This is a genomic window from Acinetobacter lwoffii, from assembly GCF_024129685.1.
In the GTDB taxonomy this organism is placed as follows: Bacteria; Pseudomonadota; Gammaproteobacteria; order Pseudomonadales; family Moraxellaceae; genus Acinetobacter; species Acinetobacter lwoffii_X.
Genome location: NZ_JAMXXL010000004.1, coordinates 70363 through 83182 on the forward strand (window position 1 = coordinate 70363; position 12820 = coordinate 83182).

Annotated in this window: 11 protein-coding genes; 5 read left to right on the forward strand and 6 right to left on the reverse strand. The window is 46.1% G+C overall.

Going from position 1 to position 12820, the window contains the following annotated elements; translation table 11 throughout:
* Positions 1 to 20: 20 nt before the first annotated feature.
* Genes NI464_RS03020 through NI464_RS03040 form a run of 5 tightly spaced genes read right to left on the reverse strand, consistent with a single transcriptional unit; the run spans position 21 to position 6549 of the window.
* Positions 21 to 923, reverse strand: coding sequence for a hydroxymethylglutaryl-CoA lyase (locus tag NI464_RS03020; RefSeq protein WP_247143616.1), 903 nt, complete (start codon positions 921 to 923; stop codon positions 21 to 23).
* Positions 920 to 2914: an acetyl/propionyl/methylcrotonyl-CoA carboxylase subunit alpha gene (locus NI464_RS03025; protein WP_253137723.1), complete on the reverse strand. Its 1995-nt coding sequence runs from the start codon at positions 2912 to 2914 to the stop codon at positions 920 to 922. The genes NI464_RS03020 and NI464_RS03025 overlap by 4 nt, the downstream gene beginning before the upstream one ends.
* A gap of 19 nt (positions 2915 to 2933) precedes the next feature.
* Entirely contained in the window at positions 2934 to 3728 is a 795-nt protein-coding gene (locus NI464_RS03030; protein ID WP_004280123.1) for an enoyl-CoA hydratase/isomerase family protein, read from the reverse strand.
* 11 nt (positions 3729 to 3739) lie between these two features.
* Positions 3740 to 5341, reverse strand: a complete 1602-nt coding sequence (locus tag NI464_RS03035; protein ID WP_005107314.1) for a carboxyl transferase domain-containing protein — start codon at positions 5339 to 5341, stop codon at positions 3740 to 3742.
* 35 nt (positions 5342 to 5376) lie between these two features.
* Entirely contained in the window at positions 5377 to 6549 is a 1173-nt protein-coding gene (locus NI464_RS03040; RefSeq protein ID WP_253137724.1) for an isovaleryl-CoA dehydrogenase, read from the reverse strand.
* 148 nt (positions 6550 to 6697) lie between these two features.
* Between NI464_RS03040 and NI464_RS03045 the strand changes: the two genes are divergently transcribed.
* The 5 genes from NI464_RS03045 (at position 6698) to NI464_RS03065 (ending at position 11818) form a co-directional block, all read left to right on the forward strand.
* The gene (locus tag NI464_RS03045; RefSeq protein WP_005251442.1) at positions 6698 to 7333 is read left to right on the forward strand and encodes a TetR/AcrR family transcriptional regulator; all 636 of its coding nucleotides are present in this window, start codon (positions 6698 to 6700) and stop codon (positions 7331 to 7333) included.
* A gap of 98 nt (positions 7334 to 7431) precedes the next feature.
* Entirely contained in the window at positions 7432 to 9120 is a 1689-nt protein-coding gene (locus NI464_RS03050) for an AMP-binding protein (protein ID WP_253137725.1), read from the forward strand.
* Positions 9121 to 9429: 309 nt separating this feature from the next.
* Positions 9430 to 10098 carry a class I SAM-dependent methyltransferase gene (locus NI464_RS03055; protein ID WP_253137726.1) on the forward strand — a complete coding sequence of 223 codons (669 nt, stop codon included), beginning with the start codon at positions 9430 to 9432 and terminating at the stop codon, positions 10096 to 10098.
* 62 nt (positions 10099 to 10160) lie between these two features.
* Entirely contained in the window at positions 10161 to 10958 is a 798-nt protein-coding gene (locus tag NI464_RS03060; protein WP_004280113.1) for a thioesterase family protein, read from the forward strand.
* An 83-nt stretch (positions 10959 to 11041) separates the two neighbouring features.
* Positions 11042 to 11818 (forward strand): Rossmann-like and DUF2520 domain-containing protein, encoded by a 777-nt coding sequence (locus NI464_RS03065; protein WP_253137758.1) that lies wholly within the window; start codon positions 11042 to 11044, stop codon positions 11816 to 11818.
* 228 nt (positions 11819 to 12046) lie between these two features.
* Here NI464_RS03065 and trmB read toward each other — a convergent pair whose 3' ends face one another.
* On the reverse strand, positions 12047 to 12763 hold the full coding sequence (trmB, locus tag NI464_RS03070; protein WP_004729978.1) for a tRNA (guanosine(46)-N7)-methyltransferase TrmB: 717 nt from the start codon (positions 12761 to 12763) through the stop codon (positions 12047 to 12049).
* Positions 12764 to 12820: the final 57 nt, after the last annotated feature.

Sequence of the window (12820 nt, forward strand, 5' to 3'; positions counted from 1 at the left end):
TTGCTCAAGCATGATTATTGTTAAGCACAGGCTTTTTGCCAGTAGGCATTGGCATAATTGGATGGATTATTGCGCTGCAAGACTTCACTGATATTACGACTGGCCTGCATCAGTGCATCCAGCTGAATACCGGTTTCAAAGCCCATATTCGAGAGCAGGTAATACAGGTCTTCGGTCGAGACATTGCCAGATGCACCTTGGGCATAAGGACAGCCACCCAGTCCAGCAATGGAGGAGTCAAAGACCCGAATGCCTTGAAGTAAAGACTGGTAAATATTGGCGATTGCCATGCCGTAGGTATTATGGAAATGTCCCGCCAACACTTTGGCATCAAGTTCAGCCAGACAAGCATCCCAGACATTTTTCACCCGATCCGGTGTTGCTGTGCCAATGGTTTCACCCAATGACACTTCATAGCAGCCCATCTCCAGCAAACGCTGGGTGACTTTCACCACCTGCTTCGGATCAATAGCACCTTCATAAGGACAGTCCACCATGCAGGAGACATAGCCGCGCACCTTAATATCATTGGCTTTGGCTGCTGCCATGACATCGGCAAACTTCTCGAAGCTTTCATCAATCGAGCAGTTGATGTTTTTGCGGGTAAAGCTTTCAGAAGCTGCAGTAAATACCGCCACTTCCTTGCAACCCACAGCCAGTGCCGATTCAAAACCTTTCAGATTTGGGGTCAGCAGACTGAACTGAATATTCGGATCTTGGGGTAGGCTGGCAAAGAGCACATCACTGTCTGCCATTTGCGGTACCCATTTGGCTGAAACGCAGGAGCCGACTTCGATGGACTGTAGACCGGTTTTCATCAGGTCCAAAATCAGGTTTTTCCGGTCATCCAATGTCAAAGGTGTTTTTTCATTTTGCAGGCCATCGCGTGGCCCGACTTCTACGATTTTGACAAAATCCGTCATGCCACTTCCTCCGCCAGCGGCTGGAACTCGACCAGTTCATCACCGGCTTTAACCTGATCACCCTTCTGGAAATATGAGCTTGCGATGATGCCGTCATGCGGTGCGCGAATCGAGTATTCGATCTTCATGGCTTCCAGCGTCATCAGCACATCATCTTTTTTGACTTTGTCATTGGCTGCCACGAGCACCTGGGTAATGACACCTGGCATTGGTGCGATCAGGTTATTTTCCGTGCCTTGTTCATCCTGATTATTAAAATCAGACTTCAAGTAATTAAACTTATAGCTTTGACCATTCTGGAATAGGGTAATGCCTTGCTCACTCTGGCTAAAAGCCAGTTTTTGCTGTTTACCCGCCAGTTGCAAGGCTAAAGTATGGGCATCGACGAGTTGACCCTGAATCTGAATTTGCTGACCGTTATAGCTGGCAACAAAACCTTGATCCTGGGTACTGAACTGAATTTTTAGGTTGATGCCATTGCGTTGTAATTGCACTGTATGGCTATTTTGCTGGTTTAGGCGCCAGAATGCTTTTTGCTGCCATACCGGATTGCTTGGAACGGGATTCTGTGCCTGACGTGACAGAAGTTCAATCAGTGCGGCACTAACTACCAGTTCGACACTGATATCCGCAGAAGGTTTGAGCAGAGATTCTTCTTCACGCTGAATCAGGCCAGTATCTAAATGTGCATTTTTAAAAGAGTCACACAGCACCAAGCGATCTAGAAAAGCGATATTGTTACCCAGACCATCGACATGGAACTGACCCAGTGCATGATGCATTTGGGTTAAGGCTGCTTCACGATTTTTACCCCAGACAATCAGTTTGGCAATCATCGGATCATAATAGGTGCTGATTTCATCGCCTTCGACAATGCCACTATCAACGCGGACATGGTCATTTTGCTCCGGATAATGCAGGTAGCTGATCTGACCAATCGCAGGAATAAAGCCTTTTTCCGGTTCTTCGGCATAAACACGGGCTTCGAGTGCATGTCCATGAATCTGCAATTCATGCTGCTGCTTCGGTAAAGGTTCACCAAAGGCCACGCGCAGTTGCCATTCCACCAGATCCTGTCCGGTAATCATTTCAGTGACAGGATGTTCAACCTGAAGACGGGTGTTCATTTCCATGAAGTAAGCTGTGCCGTCTTGCTCCACGATAAACTCGACTGTACCGGCACCGACATAATTTACTGCACGCGCAGCATCGATTGCCGCCTGACGCATCGCCTCCAGTTTGTCTTCCGGCATTTTCGGTGCAGGCGCTTCTTCCAACACTTTCTGATGGCGACGCTGTACCGAGCAATCACGTTCGAACAGATGTACATAGTTGCCATGTGTATCGCCAAAAACTTGCACTTCAATATGACGTGGCTGAATCACATAACGTTCAATCAGAACGTCTTCATTGCCAAAACTTGAACGTGCTTCACTCTTACATGAAGCAAGCGAGCTAAGAAAATCTTCGCTGCGTTCCACCAGACGCATGCCTTTACCGCCACCGCCGGCACTGGCCTTGATCAGTACTGGATAACCAATATTATCTGCCTGCTGTTTCAGGAAGTCAGCATCCTGATTGATACCATGATAGCCGGGGGTTAAAGGCACACCGGCTTTTTTCATCAATGCTTTAGAAGTGGCTTTCAGACCCATTGCCAGAATGGCATCGACTGGCGGACCAATAAACACAATATTATTGTCCTGACAGGCCAGGGCGAACTGGTCATTTTCAGACAAAAAACCGTAACCGGGGTGAATCGCTTGGGCACCAGTGCTTTTGGCTGCCTGAATAATACGTTCAATCTGCAAATAACTTTGTGCTGCTGGCGACTCACCAATATAGATCGCTTCATCGGCCAGTTTCACATGTTGTGCCTGCGCATCAGCATCGGAATAGACGGCAACGGTAGCAATTCCTAGCTTTTTTGCTGTACGAATGACACGGCAGGCAATTTCACCACGGTTGGCAATTAAAATCTTCTCAAACATTGTAGGATCCTTCTCGTTGTTATGCCGTGGTCTTGATCCAAGCCGGGCTTTGTTTGTTCAAAAATGCATTCAGTCCATTTTTCGCCTCATCTCCCTGGCGAATATGGGCAATATGCTGTGCTGTTTTAAGCAGTAAATCTTCGGTCAATACCTGTTGGTCAACCAGTTGAATCAACTGTTTGGATGCGCTCTGTGCAGCAGGTCCACCAAGTAAAAGTGCTTCCACAATTTCATCAATTTTGCTGTCGAGCTGTTCTGGTGGAGTGACTTCATGCGCAAGACCAATGCTTTTGGCCTGTTCAGCAGTAATCCGCTCGGCAGTCAGGAAATAACGTGAAGCTTGACGTGTACCAATTGCACGAATTACATACGGGCTGATGGTCGAAGGTGCCAGACCTAAACGTACTTCCGACGTCGCAAACTTGGCATCGGTACTGGCCACGCAAATATCACAGGCCGAAGCCAGACCCATGCCGCCGCCAAACGCAATACCATGTACCCGGGCAATGGTCGGCTGTTTCAAGGTTGCCAGACTTTGCAGCATTTTCGCCAGTTTGAGCGCATCCGCCTCATTGTCTGCCTGTGATGCCTGACCGGCCTGTTTCATCCAGTTCAGGTCAGCACCGGCCGAGAAGCTTTTGCCACGACCCGCCAGAATCACCACGCGTACATCATCACGGTTATTTAAAGACTGGAAGCAAGCATGCAGTTCTTCAATGACTTGAGTATTAAAGGCATTGTGCAGTTCAGCACGGTTAATCCAAACCGTTGCCACCTGATTCTGCTGTTCGAGCTGTAAAAATTGATATGTCATTTTGTCACCTCTTACATGCGGAACACGCCGAATTTGGTTGGCTGGATGGGCGCATTCAGGGCTGCAGCCAGACTCAAGGCTAGTACTTCACGCGATTGCGCTGGATCAATCACACCATCATCCCATAAACGCGAAGACGCATAATAAGGATGGCCTTGGCGTTCGTACTGGTCACGAATCGGCTGTTTAAACTGGTCTTCTTCTTCAGCTGACCAAGTTCCGCCTTTTTGCTCAATCTGGTCACGTTTTAAGGTCGACAAGACGCTGGAGGCCTGTTCACCGCCCATCACTGAAATACGCGAGTTTGGCCAGGTCCACATAAAGCGTGGCGAGTAAGCGCGTCCACACATACCATAGTTGCCTGCACCAAAAGAACCGCCAATCACTAGAGTCAGTTTCGGTACATTGGCATTGGCGACGGCCATCACCAGCTTAGCACCATTTTTGGCAATGCCTTCATTTTCATACTGGCGGCCGACCATAAAGCCGGTAATATTTTGCAGGAAAATCAGCGGAATATTGCGCTGGGTACACAGTTCAATAAAATGTGCGCCTTTTTGGGCAGACTCGGAAAATAGAATGCCATTATTGGCAATAATCCCGACCGGCATGCCATAGAGCTTGGCAAAACCGGTCACCAGGGTAGTGCCGAAACGTGCCTTGAACTCGTCAAAACGTGAGCCATCGACAATACGCGCTATCACTTCACGGATATCAAAAGGCTTGCGCGCGTCACTCGGCACAATGCCGTACAGTTCCGAACTGTCAAACAGCGGCGCTTCGATTTCATCTGCGGTCTTGTTTGGCTTTTTGTTCAGGTTGGCCACGATGTTGCGGGCAATCGCAAGTGCATGTTCATCGTTTTCAGCCAGATGATCAGCCACGCCAGACAAACGGGTATGCACATCACCACCACCGAGATCCTCACTGGACACCACTTCACCAGTAGCTGCCTTAACTAGAGGAGGGCCGCCGAGGAAGATCGTGCCCTGATTGCGGACAATAATGGTTTCATCTGACATGGCAGGCACATAAGCACCGCCTGCAGTACAGCTGCCCATCACCACTGCAATTTGGGCGATACCTTGGCTCGACATACGTGCCTGATTGTAGAAAATACGGCCGAAGTGATCGCGGTCTGGAAATACTTCATCCTGTAAAGGCAAATATGCACCGCCTGAATCCACTAGATAGATACAGGTCAGATGGTTCTGTTCGGCAATTTCCTGAGCACGTAAATGCTTTTTCACTGTTAATGGATAATAAGTACCGCCTTTCACCGTAGCATCATTGGCGATGATCATGCAGGTCACACCGTTGACCTGACCAACACCAGCGACCACACCTGCGGCAGGAACATCATCCTGATACACCTGATAGGCAGCCAGCTGACCAATTTCCAGAAAAGCGGTTCCTGGATCGATCAGGTGATTAATCCGTTCACGGGGGAGTAATTTGCCACGGTCCAGATGTTTTTGACGGGCAGTTTCGCCACCACCCAAAGCAATTTTTTCAACTTTCTGTTTTAGGTCATCCACCAGTTGCAGCATGGCAGTCTGGTTGGTTTTAAACTCTTCACTACGTATATTGATTTTGCTCGATAACTGATTCATGACGAACATCCTTGTTTTATTCTAAGTGTTAAGGTTTAGGCTGTTTCGTTGAAAAGTTCACGGCCAATCAGCATGCGGCGGATTTCTGAAGTACCGGCGCCAATTTCATACAGTTTGGCATCACGCCATAAACGGCCGGCAGTAAATTCGTTGATATAACCGTTACCACCTAAAGTCTGAATGGTTTCTCCTGCCATCCAGGTCGCTTTTTCAGCAGCATATAAAATGGCACTGGCAGCATCTTTACGCAGGCTACGGCTATGCTCAGCTTTGTCACATTCAGCACCGACCGCATAAACCAGTGCCTTACAGGCTAGCCAGGTCGAATACATGTCGGCAATTTTGCCTTGCATTAACTGGAATTCGCCCAGCGCCTGACCAAACTGTTTACGGTCATGAATATATGGAATCACGGTATCCATACAGGCATCCATAATCCCCAGTGGGCCAGCACTCAATACAGCCCGCTCGTAATCCAGCCCACTCATTAACACTTTGGTACCATTGCCGACGCCACCCATGACGTTTTCTTTCGGTACTTCGACATTGTCAAAAAACAGCGGATAAGTATTGGAACCGCGCATGCCGAGTTTGTCCAAATGGGTGCCGTGGCTAAAACCTGGCATATTTTTCTCCACCAGAAACGCAGTCATACCTTTGGCACCGGCTTGCAAATCGGTTTTGGCATAGACCACCAGGACATCGGCATCGCCACCATTGGTGATCCACATTTTTGAACCATTCAGGAGATAATGATCGCCTTTGTCTTCCGCTTTCAGTTTCATGCTGACCACATCCGAGCCGGCATTCGGTTCAGACATCGCCAAGGCACCGACATATTCACCTGAAATCAATTTAGGCAGATAGCGCTGTTTCTGTTCTTCCGTACCATTACGCTTAATTTGGTTTACGCATAGGTTAGAATGTGCGCCATAGGACAGCCCAATGGATGCAGAAGCACGGGAAATTTCCTGCATGGCAATAATGTGCGCCAGATAACCGAAATTTGAACCGCCATATTCCTCACTGACTGTCAGACCAAGCAGGCCCATCTCGCCAAACTTTTTCCAAAGGTGAGCAGGGAACTCGTTGTCACGGTCAACCTGTTGAGCAATCGGGGTAATTTCTTTGGCGCAAAATGCGGCCACTGAATCACGAAGCGCTATTAGAGTTTCATCCAAACCGAAATCCAAGCTTTGTAAATTCATTCTTCATCCATCCTATGGTTCTATTTGTTGTATCCAAAAAAGCATTTTTGTTGTGCTTGTGGTTTTAACATACAACGAAAAAATAAAAAAGTGAATATATATTCACAAAATGATTTACAATTCATTTTATCTTGTTGAGAATAATTTTATGAGTTATAAAAGATCATCATTGATGCAGGAACGAATGGAACAAAATCGCCTGTCGATTTTGGAATCTGCTCGTGAACTGATTATTCAAGGGGGCTTGAAGGAGGCATCGATTCAGGCCATTGCAGAGCGCGCAGGCGTTTCTACAGGGCTGGTCTATCGATATTTCGAGAGCAAAAGCCAGATTTTGATCGAGGTTTTGTCGGCCGCGATTCAGCATGAAGTCGGGATCTTGAACCATATTGCCGAGTCAGATTTGTCGCCAAAACTGAAATTGCAAAAATCTGTTACAACTTTTGTCAAACGTGCAATGAATAGCCCCCAACTGGCGTATTCACTGATGTTCGAACCGGTTGATCCGGAAATGGAACATGAGCGTTTTCGCAGTAAGCAGCTGCTTAAGCAGAGCATTAAGGAAATTCTGGCCGAAGGAAAGGTCAATGGAGAATTCGAATTTGAAGATTTGAATACGGCAGCGTTGGGCGTGGTTGGTGCCATGACCTTTGTCGTGATTGAACCTTTAAATCCGTCCCGCAATGTGATGTTTGATCAGAAATATAAGGATCACTTTGTCAAACAGATTGCCGATTTTTGTGTTAACGCAGTACGTGGACAGGAGGAAAATTTACAAGCATAAACGCACAAGAAACCGGTACACAGACAAGGTCGTCGTGGTCATAAAACAATTAGTAAAGTTGAAAATCAGAATTACAAAGAATCAAGGAGATCGATTCAATGACACAAGTACGGTTAAGCTATGCCTATGGAACCAGCAGCCAGCCTTTATTGGGCATGACGATTGGTGAAAAATTTGATCAGGCTTGCGAGCAGTATGCAGAACGTGATGCGGTAGTGAGTTTGCATCAGAACATACACCTCAGTTACCGGCAGCTACAGGATCAGGTCAATGCCTTTGCCTGTCAGCTGCTGAAACTGGGTATGCAAAAAGGTGACCGTCTGGCAATCTGGTCGCCGAACTGTGTGGAATGGACCATTACCCAGTTTGCGGCCTTCAAGGCAGGCATTATTCTGGTGAACCTGAATCCGGCCTATAAAAGCAATGAGCTTGAATATGTGCTAAACAAGGTCTCCTGTAAGGGACTGGTGATTGCAGCGCAGTTTAAGACGACGGACTATCAGGAAATTCTGACTAAAATTGCACCTGAGCTGATGCAGACTGAAACTAAATTTCTCAATGCAGAGCGACTCCCACATTTAAAGCATGTGATTAAAATTGATGATCAGCAGCATACTGGCATCCACCGTTTTCAGGATTTACTAAGCTCGCCTAGCGAACAAGAGCTGGAACAACTGCAACAGATCTCCAGTGAATTGCAGTTCGATGAAACGATTAATATCCAGTTTACCTCGGGCACCACGGGCAATCCGAAAGGCACCATGCTGACCCATAATAATATTTTAAATAATGGGTATTTTGTTGGCGAAGCCATTCATTTAGGTCCGGAAGACCGTGTCTGTATTTCAGTTCCTTTATTTCACTGCTTTGGTATGGTGATGGGTAATCTGGCCTGTATTACGCATGGTTCCGCCATGATTTATCCGTCTGCCGTGTTTAATCCGCTAGAAACCTTAAAAGCCATTCAGCTGGAAAAATGTACCGCGGCTTATGGCGTACCAACTATGTTTATTGCGGTGCTGGAACATGAGCAGTTTGATGAATTTGACCTATCCAGCTTGCGTACCGGGATTATGGCGGGTAGTCCATGCCCGCAAGAAATTATGCAGCGCGTGATTGAACGGATGCATATGTCTGAAATCACGATTTGTTATGGCATGACTGAAACCGCACCCGTCAGTGCACAAAGCTCAACGGCAGACAGTGTCGAGCAACGTGTCAGTACGGTTGGCCGGGTACATCCGCATCTGGAAGTTAAAATTGTCGATGAAAATGGCAAGGTGGTTCCACGCGGCCAATTGGGTGAGCTGTGTGTACGTGGTTATTCAGTGATGCTCGGTTATTGGGAAGATCAGGATAAAACCCAGGAAGTGATTGATGCGGCGCGCTGGATGCATACCGGTGATATCGCTGAAATGGATGATGAAGGCTTTGTCAAAATCAAGGGCCGAATCAAGGACGTGGTGATTCGTGGAGGGGAAAACCTGTTCCCGAAAGAAATTGAAGATTTCCTTTATACCCATCCGGCTGTTTCAGATGTACAGGTGATTGGGGTGCCAGACCATAAATATGGTGAGGAACTTTGTGCCTGCATCATCCTGCATGAAAATGATCCTTGTACTGAAGAAACCATCCGTCAGTATTGTAAGGAGCATATTTCTCACAATAAAGTGCCGCGCTATGTGCGTTTCTTCCAGGAATTTCCAATGACGGCTTCAGGGAAGGCGCAGAAGTTCAAATTGCGTGAATTTATGCGTGAAGAGCTGAACTTGAAAGAGATTGCTTAAATTGTATTGATGCGATTCTTAAATGGGGCAAAGCAGTATTTAATGCATGCATTGCCTCCATTTGTATAACGGTTTCGATATCAATGTTTAGGCTTTTCTTACTTTTGATGGGCCAAAAGTAAGCAAAATCCCTTTATTTTGCTGAAGGGACTTCCATGTCCCTCAGCAAAATGGCGACATCCATGTCGCCGGGTCTATGATCAAATTTCAAGAAAACAGTAAATAAGATCAAGCTACAAGATTTAAATATTCAATCTATCTAAATACCCGCCTGAGTTTTAGATTCGTGCATAGATTTAGAGTAAAAATATGGCAAAAAACTTTCACAGTGAAGTCGTGGTCGCCAGTTATGACGATCATATCCGTAAACTGATTCCCGGTTATGAACTGGTGCATCAGCAGATTGAAGCAATTCTCAGCACTGAACTCCCAGAAACCGCACATATATTAATAGTGGGTTGCGGAACAGGTTATGAATTGTCGTATTTATTAGAGCAACATCCAGACAGGACCTTTACTGCAATTGATCCATCAGCAGCCATGCTGAAACAGGCTAGTAAAAATCTGAATTCTATAGATCGACAAAGAGTGCAATTCATCCAAAGCACGATTCAAGATTTGAATCAGCCGGATACTTTCGATGCCGCATTGGCCATTCTGGTGGCTCATTTCATTCCAAATTCCGAAAAAAACGGATTTTTTCAGGCTATCCATCAGTGTCTTAAAACCAACGGTCTTGCATTAACCTATGACCTGATGCAACCCGAAGATCAGCAAGACATCAAAATTATGCAGAAGCTGGCACAGCAGACAGGGTTAAGCATGGTGCAAAGTAGCAAGATGATTGAACGCTTGGAGCAGGATTTTCACTTGTTATCTGCGCAAAATTTTACAGCACTTTTAACCAAAGTCGGATTTAAACAGTGCAAAATTTATTGTCAAATCATGAATTATCATGGCTTTTTGCTCAGAAAATAAAGATCAAAGAACTTTTTGCAAATTCTAAAGTTTAAGAGAATATTCAGGGAAGTATTAAAACAATGTCGGCATATTACAGTTTTATTCAGCGCGAACAGCATGCAGATGGCAGTACTACGGCTTATTACCGTTCTAATATTCATGCACAAGGTGCGTGGAATCCACATGAGCAGCACATGGCGCCAGCCACCGGTATTCTATGCGTCGAACTGGAACAGTTTCAGCCACGTGCTGACATGCGTATTGGTCGGGTCGGGCTGGATATTTTTGGCCTGATAGCCTTTGGTGAATTTTCGATTACCACACGCATGATCCGTCCGGGTAAAACCATTGAACTGGTTGAAGCTGAAATGTGTGCCAATGGTAAAACCTGTATCGTGGCACGCGCGTGGAGAATGCTAACTTCAAATACCACGGCCATTGCTGGAGTGGAAGATTTTCCGATCGAAAGTCCAGAATATTTACCGGTTTGGGAGGGTATGCGCTGCTGGCCGGGCGGTTATATCCAGAGTATTGAAACCCGGGCACATGCTGACCATCGTGCAGGCAAGGGCATTGTCTGGCTAAGAAATTCGCTGGACATGGTAGAAGGTCAACCGACGACAGACTTTAGTCGTTTGCTCGGTATGGTCGATACGGCCAATGGCATTGTGCCACGTCAGGACCCGAATTCCGGTTGGGGATTTCCGAATCTGGACCTGCAGATTCATATGCACCGTCTGCCGCAGGGTAAATGGCTGGGACTGGAAGTGGTGCAGCAATATGGTGAAGATGGTATCGGTCTGACTAGCGGGATTCTGCATGATGTTCATGGACCTTTTGGCCGAAGTGAACAGATTCTGACCCTGCGAAAGTTCTAAAGCCTATTCAAAAACATCAAGGCCAATTGCCTCAATCTGTATTTATTGGCATGCTGTGCGCAATGAGTCAGGAACAGCACAAGATGCGGATCAGTATGATTGGGGCAGGGCGAGTGGCATATCATCTTGCCCGTGTATTTTCAGCACAACATGAGATCGTACAGATCTACAGTCGAACCCTAGAAAAATCACAGCAACTGGCTGAGCAATTCAACGCTCAGGCCATCGCTCGACCTGAACAGCTGAGTCATGAGGTGGATCTGGTCATTATCGCGGTCAGTGATCAGTCGATTGCCAGCGTCATTGAACGGATTCATCCGCATTTGCAGCAGAACCTGATCGTACATACCTCTGGCAGTACCCATCTCGATTTACTGAAAAATGTGCATGTGCGTGCAGGCGTATTTTATCCTTTGCAGACCTTTAGTCTGGAACGCCAGATTGATTGGCAGCAGACGCCACTATTTATTGAGGCGGAGAATGAACAGGACCAAATCCTGTTATTAGAACTGGCAAATAGCCTAAGCAATCGTGTTTATACTTATAATTCTAGTCAACGTCTCAGTTTGCATCTTGCAGCGGTATTTGCCTGTAACTTTGCCAATTATTGTTATGACATGGGCAAGCAGGTGGTTGATGCACAACAGGTCGATTTTAGTTTGTTGTATCCCTTGATGCTGGAAACCGCCAGTAAAGCCACGCAGAATGATCCCAAACAAATGCAGACCGGCCCAGCGATGCGTGGTGATCAGAATATCTTGAATATGCATCAGCAGATGTTAGCTAATATGCAGCGGGAAGATTTGCAAAATGTCTATCAGTTGTTGAGCCAGCAAATCCTAGAACGTCATCGAAAATAAAAGAGCCGGATTTTTTAGTCTAAAATAAAATACTCAATTCTTTTTCCTCTTTAATTTTGGTGAAAAATGAAAAGAAAAAATAATAAAAAATGGAAATAGTATAAAGATGAAAATCTATTTTTCTTCTTAAGTGTTATTTCGGGTGCATTTGTCTTTATATATAAGTGGATTGCAAAATTTCTCCCATAAAAAAGCGCTGATTAATCAGCGCTTTTTTTGAATCTTGGATTAAGAAATTTTCTTGAAGATAAAATCATTAATCTTGTGACCGGCTTCAATCCCGCGACGTTCAAACTTGGTTTGCGGACGCCATTCTGGACGAGGGTAGCTGTTGCCTTTGCCCGCCAGATTTTCCAGTCGTGGACGTTCTTCCAATACTTCAATCATCCACTCTGCATACGGTTCCCAGTCCGTTGCAGCATGGAAAGTTCCGCCAAGCTCCAGCTTTTGCTCCACCAGTGGCATACGGTCATGCGAAACAAAACGGCGTTTAAAATGACGCTTTTTCTGCCATGGATCAGGGAAGTACAATTGCACAGTATTGATACTGTTGTCTGGCATTTCACGTAATACCTGAATTGCATCTGCATCCAGTACACGTAAATTCGTTAGGCCTTCAACACCTGCTTCGTAAATGCATTGCGCAATACCCGGTACATGCACTTCAATCCCGACAAAGTTACGCTCAGGATTGGCTTTGGCCATCAATACCAGTGAACGGCCCATCCCAAAACCGATTTCTACAGTCAAAGGGCGCTCTGGATGTTCAAAGTGCTGACGCAAATCACCGACTGGATATTCCAAAATTAAGTGACCATATTGTTCAAGCGCAGTACGTTGAGAGGTGTTTAGCGGCATTGAGCGGCGCATAAACGTCACGATTTCACGGTGCTCGCTTAAGTTTTCCAGCTCCACGACTTGCTGGTCTAATTGATCGTTCGACATAACTTTGGCAAATCTAAAAATTCAGAATGCGGTATTTTAAGTCCTGAGCCGAGCAAG